Origin of the sequence: Mesorhizobium sp. M7A.F.Ca.US.005.03.1.1 (genome assembly GCF_003997975.1) — a bacterium.
GTDB classification, from domain to species: Bacteria; Pseudomonadota; Alphaproteobacteria; order Rhizobiales; family Rhizobiaceae; genus Mesorhizobium; species Mesorhizobium ciceri.
In genome coordinates this window covers 1-22297 of record NZ_RZRO01000106.1, presented here as the reverse complement: position 1 = coordinate 22297, position 22297 = coordinate 1, and the positions used below count along the sequence as shown (strand labels likewise).

Below are 22297 nucleotides of genomic sequence, written 5' to 3'. Positions count from 1 at the left end.
GCTTGGCCAGTGCGGCCAGCGGCTCGCCCTGGCTGCCGGTGCAGATGATGACCAGGTTTTCGCGCGGGATGAAACCAAAATCCTCCTCGGCGATGAACTCCGGCAGACCGTCCATGTAGCCAAGTTCGCCGGCCACATCGATGACCCGCTTCAGCGAACGGCCAAGCACCAGGCACTGGCGTCCGGCATCGCGGGCCGCTTTGGCGATCGAGACGATGCGTCCGACATTGGAGGAGAACGTAGTGACGGCGACGCGGCCCTTGGCAGCCTGGATGACGCCCTTGAGGCCCTCGCCCACAGCCACTTCCGAAGGCGACTCGCCTTCGCGCAGCGCATTGGTCGAATCGCAGATCAGCGCCAGAACGCCCTTGTCGCCATAGGCGCGGAAACGCGCCTCGTCGGTCTTCGGCCCGATCGTCGGCTCCGGATCGATCTTCCAGTCACCGGTATGGATGACGGTGCCTGCCGGCGAGGTGATCGCCAGCGACATCGGCTCGGGAATCGAGTGCGCGACCGGAATGGCTTCGATCTCGAAGGGGCCGACGGTGAATTTCTCGCCCGCCCGGTAGATCGTGACCGGTATTTTCGGTGCGCCCTGCTCGCCTTGCCGCTTGGCTTCCAGCAGGCCGGCGCTGAACGGCGTCATCCAGACCGGCGCCTTCAGCTTCGGCCATGTGTCGAGCAGCGCGCCGTAATGGTCTTCATGCGCATGCGTGATGATGATGCCGCGCAGATTGGCGAGGTTCTCCTCGATGAAGCGTGTGTCGGGCAGCACCAGGTCGACGCCCGGCAGGCTGGCATCGGGGAAGGTCACTCCGACATCGATGACGATCCATTCGCGCGCGCTGGGCGGCCCGTAGCCGTAAAGAGCGAAGTTCATGCCGATCTCGCCGACGCCGCCGAGCGGCACGAAGACGAGTTCGGCGTTTTCCGCTTTCGCCATGATTTTTCCCTTCCTGGCCCTCAGGCCAAGCTCAAAAGCAATTCCGGGAAAAGTGTGTAACGGTTTTCCCACCGGAGTTGCGTAAAAACAAACAGTTAGAACCGTTCATGAACGGCCCTATGCCCTGGCCGAAGCGACCGCGCCGAAATGCACATCGCCGGCGGCGATCGTCCGAACCGAACCTTCATCGTCGCGGATCACGAAACGGCAGTCCTCGTCAATGGTCTCAAACACCCCGCGCACCACATTACCGTCAATTCTGACGGCAACCTCGCCGCCGAGCCCCGCGGCACGATCAAGCCACCGTCGCCTGACGGCGGCAAGTCCGCGCCCCTCATCCCACAATCGGGCATTCTCGCTCCAGGCATCCGACAGCGCCAGGAACAGTGTTTCCGCATCGCATGCCGCGCCCAGCGCGCGCAAGGAAGTTGCGGGATACGGCAAATCCTCAGGGTATGCCACCACATTGACGCCGATGCCGACCGCCACTCCGAAACGGCCGCCCTCGAGGATTGCCGATTCCAGCAGGATGCCGGCCAGCTTGGCGCCGGAGGCAAGCACGTCGTTCGGCCATTTCAGCTCGAAACGGTTTTTTCCTTCGCTGCCACCGTCGAGGCCAATGGCGATCCGGCCCTTCGGCACCACGGCATCGAGTGCATCGGCCAGCGCCAGTCCTGCGACGAAGCCCAATGTCGCGGCAAGGCGAAGCTCTGCCTTGGTGATGACGAGCAGCGTCGCCGCCAGGTTGCCTTCCGGGGTCGCCCAGACGCGGCCGCGCCGGCCACGCCCGCTTTCCTGCTTCTTGGAAACGACCCACAATTTGCCGGCGTCGCCTGCCCTTGCGTGGTCCAGTGCCAGCGCATTGGTGGAGCCGACGCTCTCATGCGCCTCGAGCCGGAACCCTTCCGACGCCGAGGTTGGAGCCAGCCGAAATGCCATGCCGTCTAGAAAAACGTCTTGGCGGCGGCTTCGGCATAGGTGCCGATCGGCCCACCGATCAACACGTAGAACAGCACGAAGGCGCCGGAGACGCCGAGCACGACACGCAATTCCGTCGCCATCGGCACGAAGCCGCCGACCGGTTCGTCGAACCACATGATCTTGATGATGCGCAAATAGTAATAGGCGCCCACTACCGAGGCCAGCACGCCGATGATCGCCAGCGCGTAGAGATTGGCGTTGATGGCGGCGAGGAAGACGTACCATTTCCCCCAGAAGCCGGCGAGCGGTGGAATGCCGGCGAGTGAGAACATCAGGATGGTCAGGATCGTCGCCATGACCGGATTGGTCGACGACAGGCCGGCCAGGTCGCTGATCTGCTCGACATTGCCTTCCTTGCGCCGCATGGCGAGGATGAAGGCGAAGGTGCCGAGCGTCATCACCAGATAGATCAGCATGTAGATGGCAACGCCGCGCACGCCGGCCTGGCTGTTGGCGGCAAGGCCGACCAGCGCGTAACCCATATGGCCAATCGAGGAATAGGCCATCAGGCGCTTGATGTTGGTCTGCCCGATTGCGGCGAAGGAGCCGAGTGCCATCGAGGCGATCGAGATGAAGACGATGATCTGCTGCCAGTCGGCGGCGATTGGCTTGAACGCGCCCATGGTGACGCGCACGATCAGTGCCATCGCCGCCATTTTCGGCGCCGCCGCCAGGAAGGCCGTCACCGGAGTCGGCGCGCCCTCATAGACGTCAGGCGTCCACATGTGGAACGGCACCGCGGAAATCTTGAAGGCAAGGCCGGCCAGCACGAAGACGAGGCCGAAAACGAGGCCAAGCTGGCGCTCGCCGCTGCCGAGTGCCGTGGCGATTTCCTGGAAGCCGGTGTTGCCGGTGTAGCCGTAGACCAGGCTGATGCCATAGAGCAGCATGCCCGACGACAGCGCACCGAGAACGAAATATTTGAGGCCCGCTTCGGTCGAGCGCAGATTGTCGCGGTTGATCGCGCACAGCACATAGATCGCCAGCGACTGCAGCTCGAGGCCGAGATAGAGGCCGATCATGCTGTTGGCCGAGATCATCAGCATCATGCCGAGCGTGCACAGCAGGATCAGCACCGGATATTCGAACTTGTCGAAACGCTCCGCCTTGGCGAAGCGCATCGACATCACCAGCGTCACCGCCGAGCCAACCAGTGCCAGCACCTTCATGAAGCGGCCGAAGGAATCCTGGATGAAGGCATTGCCATAAGCGCTGCCCTGCCCGGTTCGGAAGATCAGCCAGGCGCCCACGATCGCCAGCACGGCAACCGCAAGGCCGGTTACCGTGTTGGCCGTGTTGGCGCGCGAATAGGCTCCGACCATCAGCAGCGCCAGCGCGCCGACGGCAAGGATCAGCTCTGGCGTCGAGAGCGACAGGCTGGAGAGAAGGTCCGGCGTCATGGTTCGCAAAACCTCTGGTCAGTTCGCCGCCGCGGTCTGCGCGGCGCCGATGGATGCAGTGACATTGGTGACGAGCGACTTGACCGATTGGGCCGTCGCGTCGAAGACCGGGGCGGGATAGACGCCGAAGAAGATGACCAGCACGACCAGCGGGTAGATGATCACCTTCTCGCGCGGCGACAGGTCGAGCAGTCCCTTAAGGCTCTCCTTGGTCAGTGCGCCGAAGATCACCCGGCGGTAGAGCCAGAGCGCGTAGGCGGCCGACAGGATGACGCCGGTGGCGGCGAAGAACGCCACCCATGTGTTGACCCGGAACACGCCGAGCATGGTCAGGAACTCGCCGACGAAGCCGCTGGTACCGGGCAGGCCGACATTGGCCATGGTGAAGATCAGGAACACCGTGGCGTATTTCGGCATGTTGTTGACCAGCCCGCCATAGGCCGCGATCTCACGTGTGTGCATGCGGTCGTAGATGACGCCGACGCACAGGAACAGCGCGCCGGAGACGAGGCCGTGGCTGAGCATCTGGAAGATCGCGCCCTGCACGCCTTCCTGGTTCATGGCAAAGATGCCCATGGTGACGAAGCCCATATGGGCAACCGACGAATAGGCGATCAGCTTCTTCATGTCCTCCTGCATCAGCGCCACCAGCGAGGTGTAGATGATGGCGACGACGGACAGCGCGAAGACCAGCGGCGCGAACATTTCCGACGCCAGCGGGAACATCGGCAAGGAGAAACGCAGGAAGCCGTACCCGCCCATCTTCAACAGGATGCCGGCCAGGATGACGGAGCCCGCCGTCGGCGCCTCGACGTGCGCATCGGGCAGCCAGGTGTGCACCGGCCACATCGGCATCTTCACCGCGAACGAGGCGAAGAAGGCAAGCCACAGCCAGGTCTGCATGTTGGCCGGGAAATTGTGGGTCAGCAGCGTCGGGATGTCGGTTGTTCCGGACTGGAAGAACATCGCCATGATGGCGAGCAGCATCAGCACCGAACCGGCGAGCGTGTAGAGGAAGAACTTGAACGAGGCGTAGACGCGCCGCTTGCCGCCCCAGACGCCGATGATGATGAACATCGGGATCAGGCCGGCTTCGAAGAAGACGTAGAACAGCACGATGTCCAACGCGCAGAACACGCCGATCATCAGCGTTTCGAGCAGCAGGAAGGCAATCATGTAGGCCTTGACGCGCTTCTCGATCGATTCCCACGATGCCAGGATGCAGAGCGGCATCAGGAACGTCGTCAGTATGACGAACAGCATCGAGATGCCGTCGACGCCCATATGGTAGGAAATGCCGGAATCGAGCCAGGCGACCTTCTCGACGAACTGGAAGCCGGACTGCGAATTGTCGAAGCCGGTCCAGATGAACAGCGAGATGATGAACGTGAACGTCGTCGTCAACAGCGCGATGGCGCGGATGTTGCGGCGTGCATTTTCGCTGTCGTCATTGATGAATAGGATAAGCAGCACACCAACCAGCGGCAGGAAGGTGACCAGCGAGAGGATTGGCCAGGCGGTCATCAGAGCATCATCCAGGTGACGAGTGCGGCAACGCCGATCAGCATGGCGAAGGCGTAGTGGTAGAGATAGCCGGTCTGCAGCTTGACGACGCGGTTGGTGACATCGACGACGCGCGCCGAAATACCGTCGGGGCCGAGGCCGTCGATGACGGTGCCGTCGCCGGTCTTCCACAGGAAGTGGCCGAGGCGCTTGGCGGGCCGCACGAACAGGAAGTCGTAGAGCTCGTCGAAATACCACTTGTTGAGCAGGAAGGCGTAGAGCCCGCGATGCTGCGCGGCCAGGTTGACCGGCATTTCCGGCGAGCGGATGTAGAATTTCCAGGCCAGCGCGAAGCCGATCAGCATGGCGATGAAGGGCGACAGTTCGACCCACAGCGGCAATTCGTGGATGTCGTGCAGGATGTGATTGTCAGGCAATGTGAACAGCGATGCCTTCCAGAACTCGGCATAGCCCTCGCCGATGAAGGCGTTGTGGAAGATGACGCCGGCAAACAGCGCGCCCGCGGCCAGGATGAACAGCGGCACCAGCATCACCGGCGGCGATTCATGGACATGGTGCATCACCTCATGGCTCGCCCGCGGCTTGCCGTGGAAGGTCATGAAGATCAGCCGCCAGGAGTAGAAGGAGGTGAAGCAGGCGGCGATGACCAAAAGCACGAAGGCCATGCCGGCAACCAAATTGTGGCCGGCAAAGGCGCTCTCGATGATGGCGTCCTTGGAAAAGAAGCCGGCGGTGCCGATGACCGTCACCGGAATGCCGACGCCGGTCAGCGCCAGCGTGCCGATCACCATCATCCAGTAGGTGGTCGGGATCAGTTTCCTGAGGCCGCCCATATTGCGCATGTCCTGCTCGTCGGACACGGCGTGGATGACCGAGCCCGAGCCGAGGAACAGCAGCGCCTTGAAGAAGGCATGCGTGAACAGGTGGAAGATCGCCGCGCCATAGGCGCCGACGCCGAGCGCCACGAACATGTAGCCGAGCTGCGAGCAGGTCGAATAGGCGATGACGCGCTTGATGTCGTTCTGGACGAGACCGACGGTGGCCGCGAAGAAGGCCGTGAAGGCACCGATGAAGGTCACGACCGTCAGCGCCGAATGCGACAGTTCGAACAGCGGCGACAACCGCGCCAGCATGAACACGCCCGCCGTCACCATGGTGGCGGCATGGATCAGGGCCGAAACCGGCGTCGGGCCTTCCATGGCGTCCGGCAGCCAGGTGTGCAGCGGCACTTGCGCCGACTTGCCCATGGCGCCCATGAACAGGAGCAGGCAGACGATCGTCATGGCCGCCTGCTTGTCCAGCGCATGGCCAAGGAAAGTCAGCACCGCGGCACCCTGCGGTGCACCTTCGGCCGGGATGAACGTCGCCGCATTGGCGAAAATAGTGCCGAGATTGACCGAGCCGAACAGCACGAACACGCCGAAGATGCCGAGTGCGAAGCCGAAATCGCCGACGCGGTTGACGACAAAGGCCTTGATTGCCGCGGCATTGGCCGACGGCTTCTTGTACCAGAAGCCGATCAGCAGATAGGACGCCAGCCCCACCCCTTCCCAGCCGAAAAACATCTGCACGAGGTTGTCCGCCGTCACCAGCATCAGCATGGCGAAGGTGAACAGCGACAGATAGGCGAAGAAGCGCGGCCGGTTCGGATCGTGGTGCATGTAGCCGATCGAATAGATGTGGACCAGCGCCGACACGGTGTTGACCACCACCAGCATGACCACCGTCAGCGTGTCGATCCGCAGCGCCCAGGACGCTTCCAGCCCACCCGACTGTATCCAGCGCAGCACGGGCACGGTGAACACCTCGCCATGGCCGAAACCGACGGTGAAGAACGCGACCCACGACAGCACGGCCGCGATCACCAGGAAACCCGAGGTGATGTATTCGGACGCCTTGGCGCCGAGCGACGTGCCGAACAGGCCGACGATCAGGAAGCCGAGCAGGGGAAGGAAGACGATGGCCTGATACATGGTGGTTCCGTCAACCCTTCATCATGTTCACGTCTTCGACCGCGATCGAGCCGCGGTTGCGGAAGAAGACGACGAGAATGGCAAGTCCGATGGCGGCTTCGGCCGCCGCGACCGTCAGCACGAACAGCGCGAACACCTGGCCGACCAGATCGCCGAGTGCTGCCGAAAAGGCGACGAAGTTGATGTTGACCGCCAGCAGGATCAGCTCGACCGACATCAGGATGACGATGACGTTCTTGCGGTTCAGGAAGATGCCGAACACGCCGAGCGTGAACAGAACAGCCGATACGGTCAGATAATGTGCGATGCCGACAACCATTTCAGAGTCCCTCGCCTGTCTTGACCTTGCGGATTTCCATGCCGGTCGCCGGTGTGCGGCCGACCTGGGCTGCGATCGACTGCCGCTTGACGCCTGGCTTGTGGCGCAGCGTCAGCACGATGGCGCCGATCATGGCGACCAGCAGCACGAGGCCCGAAATCTGGAAGTAGTAGAGGTAGTCCGTATAGAGGATGTCGCCGAGCGCGGCGGTATTGGTCCGCGTGGCAAGATCCGGAATGGGCTTGGAGACCGTCGAAGCGAGCTGCGGCGCGAAGGTGTAGCCGCCGAGAACCACGATCAGCTCCGCCGCCAGGATCAGCCCGACCAGCGCGCCGATCGGCGCATATTGCAGGGCGCCGCTCTTCAGTTCGGCGAAATCGACGTCGAGCATCATGACGACGAACAGGAACAGAACCATCACCGCGCCGACATAGACGACGAGCAGGATCATCGCCAGGAACTCGGCGCCGGTCAGCATGAACAGGCCGGCGGCGTTGAAGAAGGTCAGGATCAGGAACAGCACCGAATGCACGGGGTTGCGCGACGAAATGACCATGAACGCCGATGCCACCGCGACAAAGGCGAAGAGGTAGAAAAAGGCCGCCTCTAGTCCACTCAACATTGGGGATCCCCCGGGTTCCTGTACAAACAGGACAACCGTCCTGTTTCGATGTTTGCCGCCTCAGGCCGCAAGTTTCGTTGTGTCCTTAGACGAGGCCCCTCGCCCCGTCCATGCGTCAAATATCAGCGGTAGGGCGAGTCCAGCGAGATGTTGCGCGCCAGCTCGCGCTCCCACCGGTCGCCATTCGCCAACAGTCTGTCCTTGTCGTAGTAGAGTTCCTCGCGCGTCTCCGTCGCGAACTCGAAATTCGGCCCCTCGACGATGGCGTCGACCGGGCAGGCTTCCTGGCAGAAGCCGCAATAGATGCACTTCACCATGTCGATGTCGTAGCGCACCGTGCGGCGCGTGCCGTCATTGCGGCGCGGGCCGGCCTCGATGGTGATGGCCTGCGCGGGGCAGATCGCCTCGCACAATTTGCAGGCGATGCAGCGTTCCTCGCCATTGGGATAGCGGCGCAACGCATGCTCGCCGCGGAAGCGCGGGCTGGTTGGCCCCTTCTCGTGCGGATAGTTGATCGTCTCCTTCGGCGCGAAGAACTGGCGCATCGACAGGAAGAAGGCGCTGACGAAATCCTGCAGCAGCAGCGATTTGGCGGCTTGGGAAAGAGCGGACATCACGCAAACCCCGTGATCTTGAGGAAGGCCGCGGTGGCGACCACCATGAACAGCGAGATCGGCAGGAACACTTTCCAGCCAAGCCGCATCAATTGGTCGTAGCGGTAGCGCGGCACGAAGGCCTTCACCATGGAGATGCCGAAGAACACGAAGCAGACTTTCAGCACGAACCAGATGACGCCCGGCACCCAGGTGAACGGCGCGAAGTCGAACGGAGGCAGCCAGCCGCCGAGGAACAGGATGGTGGCCAGCGCGCACATCAGCACGATGGCGACATACTCGCCGAGGAAGAACAAAAGGAACGGGGTCGACGAATATTCGACCATGTGGCCGGCGACCAGTTCCGATTCGGCTTCGACCAGATCGAAGGGCGGGCGGTTCGTCTCGGCCAGCGCCGAGATGAAGAAGATGATGAACATCGGGAACAGCGCCAGCCAGTTCCAGTCGAGGAAGGTGTTGGGCAGGCCAAGCCGCGTACCAATTCCATCATGCTGCGACAGCACGATATCGGTGAGGTTGAGCGAGCCGGCGGTGAGCAGAACGGTGACGATGACGAAGCCGATCGAGACTTCGTAGGACACCATCTGCGCGGCCGAGCGCAGCGCGCCGAGGAACGGATATTTCGAGTTCGACGCCCAGCCGCCCATGATCACGCCGTAGACCTCGAGCGAGGAGATGGCGAAGACATAGAGGATGCCGACATTGACGTTGGCGATCGCCCAGCCGTGGCTGACCGGGATGACCGCCCAGGCCGAGATCGCCAGCACGGCCGACACCAGCGGCGCCAAAAGAAACACGCCCTTGTTGGCGCCTGACGGGATGACCGGCTCCTTGAAGACGAACTTCAACAGATCGGCGAAAGCCTGCAGCGTGCCCCAGGGGCCGACGACGTTCGGGCCACGGCGCAATTGCACCGCCGCCCAGATCTTGCGGTCGGCGTAGAGGATGTAGGCGACGAAGATCAAAAGAACAACGATCAGCACGACTGACTTCAACAGGATCAGCAGCGCCGGCAGCACGTAGAAGGAGAAGAAAGTGTCCATGCTTATTCTGCCGCCTGCTTGAAGCCGCTCTTGGCCAGTGCCGAGCATTCCGCCATCACGGCCGATGCCCGCGCGATCGGGTTGGTCAGGTAGAAATCCGTCACCGGCGAGGTGAAGGTGCCCTTGTTCAGCCGTCCGCCGAGCTTCGCCACCTCGGCGATATCCTCGGCATTGCCGGCCGCGACCTGGTCGATACGGGCCAGATGCGGGTATTCGCCATAAAGCTTGGCGCGCAGCTGCGGCAGCGAATCGAACGGCAGTTTCTTGCCGAGCACATCCGACAGCGCCCGCAGGATCGCCCAGTCCTCGCGCGCCTCGCCCGGCGCGAAGCCGGCGCGGTTGGTCTGCTGCACGCGCCCTTCGGTGTTGACATAGGTGGCCGATTTTTCCGTGTAGGCGGCCGCCGGCAGGATGACATTGGCGCGGTGCGCGCCCTGGTCGCCATGCGTGCCGATATAGACGACGAAGGCGCCGCCGGTCTTGGCCATGTCGATCTCGTCGGCGCCGAGCAGGAACAAGAGCTCCATTTCGCCCAGCATGCCGGCAACGTTTCTGCCGCCCTCGCCCGGCACGAAGCCGAGATCGAGACCGCCGACGCGCCCGGCCGCATTGTGCAGCACGGCAAAGCCGTTCCAGTCTGCGCGAGCAGCGTTGACGGCGGCCGCGAGCTTGGCCGCCTGGCCGAGCACGGCTGCGCCATCGGGACGCGCCAGCGCGCCCTGTCCGACGATGATCAGCGGGTGTATCGCCTTCTTCAGCGTCTGGAAGAACTTGCCGTTTCCGTCGGCCAAATCCTTCAGCGAATCCGGCCCGGCGCCCAGCTGTTCGTAGTCGTATCGGGTATCGCCGACATCGCCGATGACACCGACCGGCAGATTGCCGGTCCGCCAGCGCTTGCGGATACGGGCGTTGAGCACCGAGGCTTCATAGCGTGGGTTGGCGCCGATGATCAGCACCGCATCGGCCTGCTCGATGCCTTCGATGGTCGGGTTGAAGATGTAGCTCGCACGGCCGAGCGCCGGGTCGAGTGCAGCGCCATCCTGGCGGCAATCGGTGTTCTTCGAGCCGAGCGAAGCCATCAGCAGCTTGAGCGCATAGGTTTCTTCGACGGCGGCGAGATCGCCCGCGATAGCGCCGATCTTTTCGGGCGCCGTCTTCGACACCGCGTCCTTGATCGCGGCGAAGGCCTCGGCCCAGCTGGCGGCAACCAGCCTGCCGTCCTTGCGCACATAGGGGCGGTCGAGACGCTGCGTGCGCAGGCCGTCCCAGATGAAGCGGGTCTTGTCGGAGATCCACTCCTCGTTCACCGCCTCGTTGACGCGCGGCAGGATGCGCATCACTTCGCGGCCCCGGCTATCGACGCGGATCGCCGAGCCGACCGCATCCATCACGTCGATGGATTCGGTCTTGGTCAGCTCCCACGGCCGCGCCTGGAAGGCGAATGGCTTCGAGGTCAGCGCGCCGACCGGGCAAAGGTCGATGACATTGCCCTGCAGCTCCGAGGTCATCGCCTGTTCGAGATAGGTGGTGATCTCGGCATCCTCGCCACGGCCGATCAGGCCCAGTTCGGAAATGCCGGCGACTTCGGTGGTGAAGCGGACGCAGCGCGTGCAGTGGATGCAGCGGTTCATCACCGTCTTCACCAGCGGTCCGATGTATTTGTCTTCGACCGCGCGCTTGTTCTCGTGATAGCGCGAGGAATCGACGCCGAAAGCCATCGCCTGGTCCTGCAGGTCGCATTCGCCGCCCTGGTCGCAGATCGGGCAATCCAGCGGATGGTTGATCAGCAGGAACTCCATCACGCCTTCCCTGGCCTTCTTGACCATCGGCGTGTTGGTGAAGATTTCCGGCGCCTCGCCATTCGGGCCGGGACGCAGGTCGCGCACGTTCATGGCGCAGGAAGCCTGCGGCTTGGGCGGCCCGCCCTTCACCTCGATCAGGCACATGCGGCAATTGCCGGCGATCGACAGCCGCTCATGGAAGCAGAAGCGCGGCACTTCCGCGCCAGCGTCTTCCGCCGCCTGCAGCAGCGTGTAGTGGTCGGGTACAGTGATCTCTTTCCCGTCGACCTTGAGCTTTGCCATTCGCCTCAAACCCCTGCGGAGTTCCCGCAATCTCTTTTTCCGGACGCGGTCGAGACCACGTCGGGCACTTCATTCACTTCTTGACGGCGAGCGCCGCCGCTTGAGCTGTCCAATCGTCGCGGCCGATGCGGCCGCCGAGCGACAGATAGTCCTCGACCCAGGCAACCTCTTGCGGCGTCCATGCCGCGATCTGGGCATACGTCCAGATGCCGAGGCCGTTGAGAACCTTCTCCAGCTTGGGCCCGATGCCCGATATCGCCTTGAGATCCGCCGGTTTCGCCGGCTTCTCCACGGCCTTGGGCTGCCTGAAATCCTCGGGCAACAGCGCATCGCCGACGCCGCTTGTTGCTGGAGCGGCGTTTGCGGCCGGCACGGCAGTTGCGGCTTCCTTGGCGGCAATATCGGTGACCTCCCTGGCGAAGGACTGCGCCTCGGCGATCATGGTTTTCGCCGTCGCCCGCGCCTTGGTGGAGGAAGAGTTCGGATCATCGAACTGCGCGACGCGCGCCTCGAAATCATCGACGATCGGCTGCAGCAGCCGTTGCGAGGCTTCTGCCGCACCTGAAAACGCGCCCAGCCAGACGCCGAAAGCATGATTGGCAAGCCCGAGGCCAAGCGCCGACATCGCCGCCGCACCCGCCACAGGATGCACGAAAAGGTTGACGGCACTGGCCATCTCCTTCGGCATCATCCTGGTCAAGTCCTGGTTCATCTTGTCGATCTGGTCCAAATTGGGCATCAGCGGGTTCGAATACGGCGCCATAGAGTTCTCCTGGTCGTTTCGTCGTTCGCCCGCCCTTCGCTGCGGACTTTCGTCCGCGTAAAACGTTCTTCTATTCCGCCGCCACCATCACAGGCTCGGCCCGGTGCGCATTGCGCGAAAACTCGTCGATGCGCCGCTCCACTTCGCCGCGGAAATGCCGCATCAGGCCCTGGATCGGCCATGCCGCCGCGTCGCCCAGCGCGCAGATCGTATGGCCTTCGATCTGCTTGGTGACGTCGAGCAGCATATCGATCTCGCGCTTCTGCGCCTCGCCGCGCACCAGCCGTTCCATCACCCGCCACATCCAGCCGGTGCCTTCGCGGCATGGCGTGCACTGGCCGCAGCTCTCGTGCTTGTAGAAGTAGGAAAGCCGCGCGATCGCCTTCACGACATCGGTCGACTTGTCCATGACGATGACAGCCGCGGTTCCAAGGCCGGATTTGAGGTCGCGCAGCGCGTCGAAATCCATCGGCGCGTCGATGATCTGCTCGGCCGGCACCAGCGGCACCGAAGCGCCGCCCGGTATGACCGCCAAAAGATTGTCCCAGCCGCCGCGAATGCCGCCGCAATGCGTCTCGATCAGTTCGCGGAACGGGATCGACATCGCCTCTTCGACCGTGCACGGATTGTTGACATGGCCGGAGATGCAAAACAGCTTGGTGCCGACATTGTTGGGCCGGCCGAAGGACGAGAACCAGGCCGCACCGCGGCGCAGGATGGTCGGCGCAACCGCGATCGATTCGACATTGTTGACCGTGGTCGGGCAGCCATAGAGGCCGACATTGGCCGGGAATGGCGGCTTCAGCCGCGGCTGGCCCTTCTTGCCTTCGAGGCTTTCGAGAAGTGCAGTCTCCTCGCCGCAGATATAGGCGCCGGCGCCGTGGTGCATGTAGATGTCGAAATCGTAGCCGGACGTGTTGTTCTTGCCGATCAGCTTGGCCTCATAGGCCTCCTCGATCGCGCGCTGCAGCGCCTCGCGCTCGCGGATGAACTCGCCGCGCACATAGATGTAGGCGGCAACCGCACCCATGGCGAAACCGGCAAGCAGCGCGCCCTCGACCAGCGTGTGCGGGTCGTTGCGCAGGATGTCGCGGTCCTTGCAGGTGCCGGGCTCGGATTCGTCGGCGTTGATCACGAGATAGCTCGGCCGGCCATCGCTCTGCTTGGGCATGAACGACCATTTGAGGCCGGTCGGGAAGCCGGCGCCGCCACGGCCGCGCAGGCCCGACGCCTTCATCTCGTTGACGATCCACTCGCGGCCCTTGGCGACGATGCCGGGCGTGTTATCCCAGGCGCCGCGCGCCATCGCGCCGGCCAAGGACTTGTCGAACAGGCCGTAGATATTGGTGAAGATGCGGTCTTTATCCCCGAGCATTTTTCGTCCCTCAGACCGGCTTCTTGCCGAAGACGCGGATGTATTCGGCGACGCCACCCTTGGCGAGCGCCTTGGCCTGCTTGACCCAGTCGTCGCGATCGATGCGGCCCTGGAAAGAGAGATAGCCATCCACCCACTCGCGTTCGGCCTTCTTCCACGACGCGACCTGCGCGAAGGTAAAGATGCCCAGCGTATGCAGGATGCCCTCGATCTTGGGGCCGACGCCGGAGATCAGTTTGAGGTCATCGACCTGTGCCGGCCTGTCGATGCCGGCCGGGCGGTTCTTGTCCCCGAGCGACGGTTTGGCCGGCTTGGCGGCCGGTACCTTGACCTCTGGCGCCTTGAAGGCGGAGGCCGGCTCGGCCTTGGTGATGGGGCCACTGCGCTGCTTGGAAACCTGCTCGACTTTGGAGTCTGCCTTGTTGGCATTGGCGGCCGAATGCAGTGGAGCGGCAACACTCGCCGCCTTTTCAACCGCCGGCGCGACCTTGGTTTTTGAAGGCGTCTTCAACGCCGGGCTGGTTTCAGGGGCGTCGGTCTTCGGCTTGCTGGTGTTGGACGGTGCGACAGGGGCCGCGGCCGGCGCCGGCACCGGCGCTGCGACGATCGCGTCGGGTGCCGCCCTGGCGGCCTTGGCCGCCTCCCTGGCTTCCCTGTCGCGGGTCGACTTGAGGATCGCCTTTTCGCTCTTCAGCGTGGTGAGGCCGGAGGCCGGCTCCGAGCCGGTGCGGCCATTCTGCGGCCCCGGTTCCACCGCAGCACCCTTGCCGGCGTCATAGAGATCGATGATTTCAGCCAGGCGTTCCGGCGTCAGATCCTCGAACGTGTCCTTGAAGATCATCACCATCGGCGCGTTGACGCAGGCACCGAGGCATTCCACCTCTTCCCAGGACAAGGTTCCCTTGTCGTTGGTGTGGAACTGGTCGTGATGGATTTTGGAGCGGCAGACATCCATCAGCGCTTCCGAACCGCGCAGCATGCAGGGCGTGGTGCCGCAGACCTGGATGTGCGCACGCGTGCCGACCGGATTCAACTGGTACTGCGTGTAGAAGGTCGCGACTTCCAGCCCGCGGATGCGCGGCATGCCGAGCATGTCGGAGATCGTCTCGATCGCCGCCTTCGTCACCCAACCTTCCTGCTCCTGTGCTATCATCAGAAGCGGGATGATGGCCGACTGTTCACGGCCCTTCGGGTACTTCTTGATCCATTGCTTCGCAGCCGCGGCATTCGCCCGGTTGAAGGCGAAGGATGCTGGCTGGACGCTGGCTTCTGCGAGACGGCGGACTGACATTTAGCGATCGACCTCACCAAACACGATGTCGAGGGAGCCGAGAACGGCGGTGACGTCGGCCAGCATGTGGCCGCGGCAGAGGAAATCCATCGCCTGCAGATGCGCGAAACCCGGCGCGCGCAGCTTGCAGCGGTAGGGCTTGTTGGAGCCGTCGGAAACCAGATAGACGCCGAATTCGCCCTTCGGCGCCTCGACAGCGGCGTAAACCTCGCCGGCCGGCACGCGATAACCCTCGGTGTAGAGCTTGAAGTGATGGATCAGCGCTTCCATCGAGCGCTTCATTGCCTGGCGCTTGGGCGGCACCACCTTGCCATCGAGGTTCGACACCGGGCCGGTGCTCTCCTTGCCGAGCAAAAGGTCGACGCACTGGCGCATAATCTTCGCCGACTGGCGCATTTCTTCCATGCGCACGAGGTAGCGGTCGAAGCAGTCGCCGTTCTTGCCGATCGGAATATCGAAATCCATCTCCGAATAGCATTCATAGGGTTGCGACTTGCGCAGATCCCAGGCTGCACCCGAGCCACGCACCATCACGCCCGAAAAACCCCAGGCCCAGGCATCCGCCAGCGAGACGATGCCGATATCGACATTGCGCTGCTTGAAGATGCGGTTGCCGGTCAGCAGCCGGTCGAGGTCGTCGATCGACTTCAGGAACGGGTCGATCCACTTGCCGATGTCCTCGACCAGTTGACGCGGCAGGTCCTGATGGACGCCGCCGGGCCGAAAATAAGCGGCATGCATGCGCGAACCGGAGGCGCGCTCATAGAACACCATCAGCTTTTCGCGTTCGACGAAGCCCCACAGCGGCGGCGTCAGCGCACCGACGTCCATCGCCTGCGTCGTCACATTGAGGATGTGCGACATGATGCGGCCGATCTCGCTGTAGAGAACGCGGATCACCTGGCCACGCTTCGGCACCTCGATGCCGAGCAGACGCTCGGCGGCCAGCGCAAAGGCATGTTCCTGGTTCATCGGCGCGCAATAGTCGAGCCGGTCGAGATAGGGCACCGCCTGCAGATAGGTTTTGGCTTCGATCAGCTTTTCGGTACCGCGATGCAGCAGTCCGATATGCGGATCGACGCGGTCGACGACTTCGCCGTCCAGCTCCAGCACAAGGCGCAAAACGCCGTGCGCCGCGGGGTGTTGCGGGCCGAAATTGATGTTGAAGTTGCGGACGGAGGTTTCAGCCATTTACTGCTTTGCCTTCTCGTCACCCGGCAGCACGTAATCCGTACCTTCCCACGGGGACAGAAAATCGAAATTGCGGAATTCCTGCTTGAGCTCGACCGGCTCATAGATAACGCGCTTGGCCTCGTCGTCGTAGCGCACCTCGACGAAGCCGGTCAGCGGGAAATCCTTGCGCAAGGGATGGCCTTCGAAGCCATAGTCGGTCAGCAGGCGGCGCAGGTCGGGATGGCCGGAGAACAAAACGCCGTAGAGATCGTAGGTCTCGCGTTCGAACCAGTCGGCGCCGGGATAGACGCCGGTGATCGACGGCACCATGGTTTCCTCGTCGGCCTGCACCTTGACGCGGATGCGCACATTCTGCTTCGGCGACAACAGGTGATAGACGACGTCGAAACGCTTGGCCCGCGACGGATAGTCGGCGCCGCAGACATCGATGATCGAGATGAACTGGCAGCGCGCGTCGTCGCGCAGGAAGGTCATCACCTCGACCAGATCGCGCGGCTCGACATGGATGGTGAGTTCGCCATAGGCGATATCAGCCTCGTTCACGCGGCCGATCAGCTTCTCGCCGAGATAGGTCGACAGTTCGCTCAGGGATGCGGTCATGGATTTACCGTTCGATCGTGCCGGTGCGGCGGATCTTCTTCTGCAAGAGAAGAATGCCGTAGAGCAGCGCTTCGGCGCTCGGCGGGCAGCCGGGCACATAGATGTCGACCGGCACGATGCGGTCGCAGCCGCGCACCACCGAATAGGAATAGTGGTAATAGCCGCCGCCATTGGCGCAGGAGCCCATCGAGATGACGTAGCGCGGCTCCGGCATCTGGTCGTAGACCTTGCGCAGCGCCGGCGCCATCTTGTTGGTCAGCGTGCCGGCGACGATCATGATGTCGGACTGGCGCGGAGACGCACGCGGCGCGACGCCGAACCGCTCCGAATCATAGCGCGGCATCGAGGTGTGGATCATCTCGACCGCGCAGCAGGCGAGGCCGAACGTCATGAACATCAGCGACCCGCTGCGCGCCCAGGTGATGAGCGCCTCGGTCGAAGTGACCAGAAAGCCCTTGTCGGCCAACTCGTTGTTGATCTCGAGGAAGAAGGGATCGTCCTCCCCCACCGGCCTGCCGGTGTTGGGATCGATGATGCCCTTGGGCTTCGGCGCGACGAGGGTGCCTGAACTGTCGTTCAATCCCATTCCAGCGCTCCTTTTTTCCATTCATAGGCAAAGCCGATGGTCAGCACCGCCAAAAAAACCATCATCGACCAGAAACCGAGCATGCCGATCTTCGAAAACGACACCGCCCACGGAAACAGGAAGGCTACTTCCAGGTCGAAGATGATGAACAGGATCGACACCAGGTAGAAACGGATGTCGAACTTCATGCGGGCGTCGTCGAACGAGTTGAAACCGCACTCGTAGGCGGAAAGCTTTTCGGGATCGGGATTGCGGTAGGCCACCAGGAAGGGCGCGGCCAGCAGCGCCAGGCCGACAACCAGCGCCACGCCTATGAACAGGACGATGGGCAGGTATGAGCTCAAGAGTGCGTTCATGCTCGGCTTTCCGTTGGCGCCAATCCACGTTGATTACAGCACCGGACCCTAATGCGGAAGCGTGACAGTTTAACCGCTGAACCGTTTTAAGGGCCTATGCTGCAACGCGGCGAGGGTTAGCGCAGCACTTCCAGCGAAGCAAGTCAAACCTTGTTCAAAACATCGACCTGGACGGCATATCGCGGCAAACTGGTCCGATCCGCTCCTGTTTGATTTCCTTCGCTTTTTACTCCACTTTTCTCTCCTGACATGGATGCCGCCAAAACCCTGCTAGCATGGGTTGGAATCAGCCATTCGACCCTCGGTCAAAACACGTCAAAGTGATACCTGCATGAAGGAAAAGATCTCGCTCCCGATGGCCCGGCGCATCGCCCTTGCCGCCCAAGGGTTCCTCGATCCTCGCCCGACCGGCACGCCCGACCGACGGCATTTTGCCCGCACGCTCTCCCGCACCGGCCTGTTGCAGATCGATTCCGTCAGCGCGGTGGTGCGCGCTCATTATATGCCGCTCTATTCGCGCCTTGGCCCCTACCCGTTCTCGCTGCTCGACAACGCGGCCGTGACGCGCAAGCGCATGGTTTTCGAATATTGGGCGCACGAGGCCTCCTTCCTGCCGGTCGAGACATACCCGCTGATGCGCTGGCGCATGCAGCGCGCCGAGCGGGGCGAGGAAATGTATCTGGGTCTCGCCAAATGGGGCCGCGAGCACGCCGCCTACATCGAAGAGATCTACCGCGAGGTCGCCGAGCGCGGCCCGATCGCCGCTTCCGCGCTGGAGGGCCAGAAAGGTTCGGGCGGCTGGTGGGGCTGGAGCCATGCCAAACACGCCTTCGAATGGCTGTTCTGGGCCGGCCGCATCACCACGGCGCACCGCCGCGGTTTCGAGCGCTTCTATGACCTGCCCGAGCGCGTGCTGCCGCAGGCGATCCTCGACCTGCCGGTGCCGACGCCTGAGGACGCGCACCGCGAATTGCTGCGCATTTCCGCCCGCGCCCACGGCGTGGCGACTTCAGGCGATTTGCGCGATTATTTCCGCCTGTCGCCGGCCGATATGAAAGGCCGGCTGGAGGAACTGGTTGAAACGGGCGAGTTGCTGCCGGTGCGCGTCGAAGGCTGGGACAAGCCCGCCTATCTTCATAAAGACGCGCGTCTGCCGCGCAAGATCGAGGCCCGCGCCCTGCTGGCGCCGTTCGATCCTGTCGTCTTCGAACGCTCGCGCACAGAGCGGCTGTTCGACTTCCACTACCGCATTGAGATCTACACGCCGGCCGACAAGCGGCAATACGGCTATTATGTCCTGCCGTTCCTGCTCGGCGACAGGATCGTGGCACGCGTCGACCTCAAGGCCGATCGCCCGGCCAGCATACTGCGCGTCCATGCAGCCTATGCGGAGCCCGGTGCGCCGCCTGAAACCGCTGCGGAGCTGTTCGAGGAATTGAAGCAGATGCAGGGTTGGCTCGGGCTCGAACGCATCGAAGTGACGCCTGCCGGGGATTTGGGGCCGGCGCTGGCCGACATAGCGGTGTCGTAAGCTCGCGTTGACACCGCCGCCCGCAAAAGCCTAAATCCGGTTCCAGATGGTCCCTTGCCCGCAACGGCAAGGGCTAAGAGGGAATGCGGTGCGGGGCAAAATCCCAAATCCGCGGCTGTCCCCGCAACTGTAAGCGAAGAGCCAAGGCCGAAAACCACTGGGAATTCCCGGGAAGGCGGCTACCCAAGGCGATGACTCGCGAGCCAGGAGACCTGCCGTCTGCGACTGTAGAATCCGATCGCCCGGCGGGTTTCCGGGCAAGGAGCCCGATCTTTGGACCACGACAGCAGTTTTTCGGCTGGCACAGCGGATATTTCGTCCGGCCATGATGATGCCTTGGCCGGCGTCACCATCATCGTCTGCGGCTCCTGCCGCAATGAGACCGGCTCCGACGCTCATCCCCGCGCCGGCGAGTTGCTGACGGACGACACGCGCCGCGCCGCCGCTGGCGACGATATCCGCATCCGCAGCGTCGAATGCCTTGGCAATTGCAAGCGGCGCCTCAGCGCCGCGATCCTGCGCGACGGCTGCTGGAGCTATGTCTTCGGCGACCTGACCGCGACCAGCGGCGCCGACCTCGTGACAGGCGCAAAGCTCTTCGCCACCTCGAAAGATGGCCTGATCCCGTGGCGTGGCCGCCCCGATAGCCTCAAGCGCGGCCTCGTGGCCCGCATTCCACCCATCGACATGCTGAAGGATTGACCATGACCACTTCCGTATCCCGCGTTCCCTGCACCGTCGTCACCGGCTTCCTCGGCGCCGGCAAGACGACGCTGGTCCGCCATCTCCTGGAAAACGCCGGCGGCAAGCGCATCGCCATCATCGTCAACGAATTCGGCGACATCGGCATCGATGGCGAGATCCTCAAGGGATGCGGTATCGACACCTGCCCCGAGGAAAACATCGTAGAACTGGCCAATGGCTGTATCTGCTGCACTGTCGCCGATGATTTCGTCCCGGCGCTCGACCAAATCCTGTCGCTGACGCCGAAGGTCGACCATATCCTGATCGAAACCTCGGGCCTGGCACTGCCCAAGCCGCTGGTCCAGGCCTTTCAGTGGCCGAGCGTGAAAAGCCGGGTGACCGTCGATGGCGTCATCGCCGTGGTCGACGGACCGGCATTGGCCGAAGGCCGCGTCGCCAACGACATGGAGGCCCTCCAGGCGCAGCGCGCCGGGGACGAGACGCTCGACCACGACGATCCGGTGGAAGAACTGTTCGAGGACCAGATCGCCTGCGCCGACCTGATCATCCTGTCGAAGAGCGACCTGATGGACGCCGCCGGCACCGCCCGCGCCAATGCCATCATTGGCGAACACTCCGCCCGCGCAGTGAAGATCGTGCCGACCTCGCATGGCAAGGTCGATCCCTCCGTGCTGCTCGGGCTCGGTCTCGCCGTCGAGGACGACATCGAGAACCGCAAATCCCATCATGACGGCGCCTTCGACCACGAGCATGACGACTTCGACACCTTCATTGTCGACATAGCCTCGGTCGCCAATCCCGATGAACTGGCAAAACGCGTCGCCACGGTCGCAGAAGAAGAGAACGTGCTGCGTGTAAAAGGCTTCGTCGAGGTCGGCGGCAAGCCGATGCGGCTGTTGCTGCAGGCCGTCGGGCCGCGCGTCAATCATTACTATGACCGCGCCTGGACCGCGCAGGACGACCGCCGCTCGCGCCTCGTCGTCATCGGCCTGAAAGGGCTGAACCGCCCGGCGATCGAGCGTATACTCGCCGGCTGATTTCGGACACGGATTGCGATGCACATCCTAACCACGACATCCGCCTCGCTCGACGACCTCGCCGAGCCGGTCGATCTGCGGCAGACGCCGGCGGATATCGTGGCGCTGTCCTTCACCGACAGCGACCTCGCCGGACTGGCGGCGGCGTGGAGGACCGATGCCGACCGCCTGCCCTCGATGCGGCTGGCCGCACTGCGCGACCTGCGCCATCCCATGTCCGTCGACCTCTGGGTCGACAGCGTCGCCCGCCATGCCAAGATCATCCTCGTGCGCATCCTCGGCGGCTACGACTGGTGGCGCTACGGCTGCGACCAGCTTGCCTCGACCGCCCGCGAACGCGGCATAAAACTGGCGCTGCTGCCCGGCGAATGCCGCGACGAGGATCTGCGCCTGATCGAAGCCTCGACGCTGCCGCGCGAGGAGTTGGACGGCCTGCTCGACTATTTCCGCGAGGGCGGCCCGGCGAATATGAGCGCACTGGTGCGGAAATTGGCGCGGCTGGCGGGGTCGGATGCGGAAGTTATCGGCCCGGTGGTGGTGCCGAAAGCTGGTTTTTACGTGCCTGGATGTGGAGTTGTGGAGAAGCCGGACTTATCGAATGCTGGCGCTTACAACGTCAACGCTCCTATCATCCCCATCCTGTTCTATCGCTCGATGCTGCTGGCCGCCGATGTCGCGCCCATCGATGCGCTTGTTGAAGCGCTGCGGCAGCGCGGCATCGACCCAGTCCCGATCTTCGTCTCCAGCCTCAAGGACCCGGCATCCCTGGCATTCGTGCAAACAGCACTGACGGCGCTGAAGCCCGCCGCCATCATCACCGCGACCGCTTTCGCCTCAGGCGCCGAACCCGGCATCGAAACGCTGTTCGACCGCGCCGGCGTGCCTGTCTTCCAGGTCATCGTCGCCACCACCCGCCGCGACATCTGGCAAAACAACCAGCGTGGCCTGGCACCCGCCGACCTCGCCATGCATGTCGTGCTGCCCGAACTCGACGGCCGCGTCCTCGCCGGCGCCATTTCCTTCAAGGGCGAGACCGAGACCGATCCCGCGCTTGGCCACCGCGCCTTCGCCAACCGGCCGGAACCGGATCGCGTGGCGCAGGTCGCTGACCGCGTCGCGGCCTTCATCAAGTTGCAGGAGACACCCCGCGCCGGGCGCAAGCTGGCGATCCTGATCCCGGATTATCCCAGTGCCCCTGGTCGAACCGGCTATGCCGTGGGCCTCGACGTGCCGTCCAGCGTGCTCGCCATGCTGCATGACCTGAAGGAGCAGGGCTATGTGATTGAGGGGATTCCGCAGACGCCGCGTGGGTTGCTGGATTTGCTGGAAGCCAGCGATACTGGATTGGCCTTAGAT

Annotated in this window: 21 protein-coding genes and 1 riboswitch; of the genes, 4 read left to right on the top strand and 17 right to left on the bottom strand. The window is 63.3% G+C overall.

What is annotated here, in order from left to right; all coding sequences use genetic code 11:
* From EN990_RS29685 to EN990_RS29605, 17 genes are all read right to left on the bottom strand, one after another.
* A partial coding sequence (locus tag EN990_RS29685) for a ribonuclease J (protein ID WP_164766174.1) occupies positions 1-943 on the bottom strand: 943 nt, incomplete at its 3' end.
* Positions 944-1060: 117 nt separating this feature from the next.
* Positions 1061-1882 carry a biotin--[acetyl-CoA-carboxylase] ligase gene (locus EN990_RS29680; RefSeq protein ID WP_063168233.1) on the bottom strand — a complete coding sequence of 274 codons (822 nt, stop codon included), beginning with the start codon at positions 1880-1882 and terminating at the stop codon, positions 1061-1063.
* A 5-nt stretch (positions 1883-1887) separates the two neighbouring features.
* Complete coding sequence (gene nuoN / locus EN990_RS29675; RefSeq protein WP_127388473.1) at positions 1888-3324, bottom strand: NADH-quinone oxidoreductase subunit NuoN; 1437 nt, start codon at positions 3322-3324, stop codon at positions 1888-1890.
* A gap of 18 nt (positions 3325-3342) precedes the next feature.
* Positions 3343-4848 (bottom strand): NADH-quinone oxidoreductase subunit M, encoded by a 1506-nt coding sequence (locus EN990_RS29670; RefSeq protein ID WP_024501357.1) that lies wholly within the window; start codon positions 4846-4848, stop codon positions 3343-3345.
* Positions 4848-6821: an NADH-quinone oxidoreductase subunit L gene (gene nuoL, locus EN990_RS29665; protein ID WP_127370070.1), complete on the bottom strand. Its 1974-nt coding sequence runs from the start codon at positions 6819-6821 to the stop codon at positions 4848-4850. The genes EN990_RS29670 and nuoL overlap by 1 nt, the downstream gene beginning before the upstream one ends.
* Positions 6822-6831: 10 nt before the next feature.
* Positions 6832-7140 (bottom strand): NADH-quinone oxidoreductase subunit NuoK, encoded by a 309-nt coding sequence (nuoK, locus tag EN990_RS29660; RefSeq protein WP_010910101.1) that lies wholly within the window; start codon positions 7138-7140, stop codon positions 6832-6834.
* A 1-nt stretch (position 7141) separates the two neighbouring features.
* On the bottom strand, positions 7142-7762 hold the full coding sequence (locus EN990_RS29655; protein ID WP_013531099.1) for an NADH-quinone oxidoreductase subunit J: 621 nt from the start codon (positions 7760-7762) through the stop codon (positions 7142-7144).
* Positions 7763-7884: 122 nt separating this feature from the next.
* A complete protein-coding gene (gene nuoI / locus EN990_RS29650; protein ID WP_013531098.1) occupies positions 7885-8376 on the bottom strand; it encodes an NADH-quinone oxidoreductase subunit NuoI in 492 nt (163 codons plus the stop codon).
* On the bottom strand, positions 8376-9419 hold the full coding sequence (nuoH, locus tag EN990_RS29645; RefSeq protein WP_013531097.1) for an NADH-quinone oxidoreductase subunit NuoH: 1044 nt from the start codon (positions 9417-9419) through the stop codon (positions 8376-8378). The genes nuoI and nuoH overlap by 1 nt, the downstream gene beginning before the upstream one ends.
* Positions 9420-9421: 2 nt before the next feature.
* Positions 9422-11503 (bottom strand): NADH-quinone oxidoreductase subunit NuoG, encoded by a 2082-nt coding sequence (gene nuoG, locus EN990_RS29640; RefSeq protein ID WP_127385420.1) that lies wholly within the window; start codon positions 11501-11503, stop codon positions 9422-9424.
* Between the two features lie 73 nt (positions 11504-11576).
* Positions 11577-12266, bottom strand: coding sequence for an NADH-ubiquinone dehydrogenase (locus tag EN990_RS29635; protein ID WP_027160548.1), 690 nt, complete (start codon positions 12264-12266; stop codon positions 11577-11579).
* A 70-nt stretch (positions 12267-12336) separates the two neighbouring features.
* Positions 12337-13641: an NADH-quinone oxidoreductase subunit NuoF gene (gene nuoF, locus EN990_RS29630; protein ID WP_013531094.1), complete on the bottom strand. Its 1305-nt coding sequence runs from the start codon at positions 13639-13641 to the stop codon at positions 12337-12339.
* Positions 13642-13651: 10 nt separating this feature from the next.
* On the bottom strand, positions 13652-14932 hold the full coding sequence (locus EN990_RS29625; RefSeq protein ID WP_024501360.1) for an NADH-quinone oxidoreductase subunit E: 1281 nt from the start codon (positions 14930-14932) through the stop codon (positions 13652-13654).
* A complete protein-coding gene (locus EN990_RS29620; protein WP_024501361.1) occupies positions 14933-16123 on the bottom strand; it encodes an NADH-quinone oxidoreductase subunit D in 1191 nt (396 codons plus the stop codon).
* Positions 16124-16726, bottom strand: a complete 603-nt coding sequence (locus tag EN990_RS29615) for an NADH-quinone oxidoreductase subunit C (RefSeq protein WP_127370116.1) — start codon at positions 16724-16726, stop codon at positions 16124-16126.
* A gap of 4 nt (positions 16727-16730) precedes the next feature.
* Positions 16731-17312 carry an NADH-quinone oxidoreductase subunit B gene (locus tag EN990_RS29610; RefSeq protein WP_013531090.1) on the bottom strand — a complete coding sequence of 194 codons (582 nt, stop codon included), beginning with the start codon at positions 17310-17312 and terminating at the stop codon, positions 16731-16733.
* Positions 17303-17668, bottom strand: coding sequence for an NADH-quinone oxidoreductase subunit A (locus EN990_RS29605; RefSeq protein WP_010910112.1), 366 nt, complete (start codon positions 17666-17668; stop codon positions 17303-17305). Before EN990_RS29605 ends, EN990_RS29610 begins: the two co-directional genes overlap by 10 nt.
* A gap of 331 nt (positions 17669-17999) precedes the next feature.
* Here EN990_RS29605 and EN990_RS29600 point away from each other — a divergent pair, with 331 nt between their 5' ends.
* The 4 genes from EN990_RS29600 to EN990_RS29585 form a co-directional block, all read left to right on the top strand.
* On the top strand, positions 18000-19199 hold the full coding sequence (locus tag EN990_RS29600; protein WP_127385421.1) for a winged helix-turn-helix domain-containing protein: 1200 nt from the start codon (positions 18000-18002) through the stop codon (positions 19197-19199).
* 30 nt (positions 19200-19229) lie between these two features.
* Positions 19230-19434, top strand: a riboswitch (cobalamin riboswitch).
* Between the two features lie 38 nt (positions 19435-19472).
* Entirely contained in the window at positions 19473-19901 is a 429-nt protein-coding gene (locus tag EN990_RS29595) for a DUF1636 family protein (protein WP_013531088.1), read from the top strand.
* 2 nt (positions 19902-19903) lie between these two features.
* Positions 19904-20941, top strand: coding sequence for a cobalamin biosynthesis protein CobW (cobW, locus tag EN990_RS29590; RefSeq protein WP_127369892.1), 1038 nt, complete (start codon positions 19904-19906; stop codon positions 20939-20941).
* A gap of 18 nt (positions 20942-20959) precedes the next feature.
* Positions 20960-22297: cobaltochelatase subunit CobN (locus EN990_RS29585; RefSeq protein ID WP_206526360.1), on the top strand; the 1338-nt coding region annotated here is incomplete at its 3' end.

What these genes read in the sequence shown, in the direction of transcription:
- EN990_RS29680 (WP_063168233.1), bottom strand. Translation starts at nt 1,882, where the DNA reads ATGGCATTTCGGCTGGCTCCAACCTCGGCGTCGGAAGGGTTCCGGCTC.
- nuoN (WP_127388473.1), bottom strand. Translation starts at nt 3,324, where the DNA reads ATGACGCCGGACCTTCTCTCCAGCCTGTCGCTCTCGACGCCAGAGCTG.
- EN990_RS29670 (WP_024501357.1), bottom strand. Translation starts at nt 4,848, where the DNA reads ATGACCGCCTGGCCAATCCTCTCGCTGGTCACCTTCCTGCCGCTGGTT.
- nuoL (WP_127370070.1), bottom strand. Translation starts at nt 6,821, where the DNA reads ATGTATCAGGCCATCGTCTTCCTTCCCCTGCTCGGCTTCCTGATCGTC.
- nuoK (WP_010910101.1), bottom strand. Translation starts at nt 7,140, where the DNA reads ATGGTTGTCGGCATCGCACATTATCTGACCGTATCGGCTGTTCTGTTC.
- EN990_RS29655 (WP_013531099.1), bottom strand. Translation starts at nt 7,762, where the DNA reads ATGTTGAGTGGACTAGAGGCGGCCTTTTTCTACCTCTTCGCCTTTGTC.
- nuoI (WP_013531098.1), bottom strand. Translation starts at nt 8,376, where the DNA reads ATGTCCGCTCTTTCCCAAGCCGCCAAATCGCTGCTGCTGCAGGATTTC.
- nuoH (WP_013531097.1), bottom strand. Translation starts at nt 9,419, where the DNA reads ATGGACACTTTCTTCTCCTTCTACGTGCTGCCGGCGCTGCTGATCCTG.
- nuoG (WP_127385420.1), bottom strand. Translation starts at nt 11,503, where the DNA reads ATGGCAAAGCTCAAGGTCGACGGGAAAGAGATCACTGTACCCGACCAC.
- EN990_RS29635 (WP_027160548.1), bottom strand. Translation starts at nt 12,266, where the DNA reads ATGGCGCCGTATTCGAACCCGCTGATGCCCAATTTGGACCAGATCGAC.
- nuoF (WP_013531094.1), bottom strand. Translation starts at nt 13,641, where the DNA reads ATGCTCGGGGATAAAGACCGCATCTTCACCAATATCTACGGCCTGTTC.
- EN990_RS29625 (WP_024501360.1), bottom strand. Translation starts at nt 14,932, where the DNA reads ATGTCAGTCCGCCGTCTCGCAGAAGCCAGCGTCCAGCCAGCATCCTTC.
- EN990_RS29620 (WP_024501361.1), bottom strand. Translation starts at nt 16,123, where the DNA reads ATGGCTGAAACCTCCGTCCGCAACTTCAACATCAATTTCGGCCCGCAA.
- EN990_RS29615 (WP_127370116.1), bottom strand. Translation starts at nt 16,726, where the DNA reads ATGACCGCATCCCTGAGCGAACTGTCGACCTATCTCGGCGAGAAGCTG.
- EN990_RS29610 (WP_013531090.1), bottom strand. Translation starts at nt 17,312, where the DNA reads ATGGGATTGAACGACAGTTCAGGCACCCTCGTCGCGCCGAAGCCCAAG.
- EN990_RS29605 (WP_010910112.1), bottom strand. Translation starts at nt 17,668, where the DNA reads ATGAACGCACTCTTGAGCTCATACCTGCCCATCGTCCTGTTCATAGGC.
- EN990_RS29600 (WP_127385421.1), top strand. Translation starts at nt 18,000, where the DNA reads ATGAAGGAAAAGATCTCGCTCCCGATGGCCCGGCGCATCGCCCTTGCC.
- cobW (WP_127369892.1), top strand. Translation starts at nt 19,904, where the DNA reads ATGACCACTTCCGTATCCCGCGTTCCCTGCACCGTCGTCACCGGCTTC.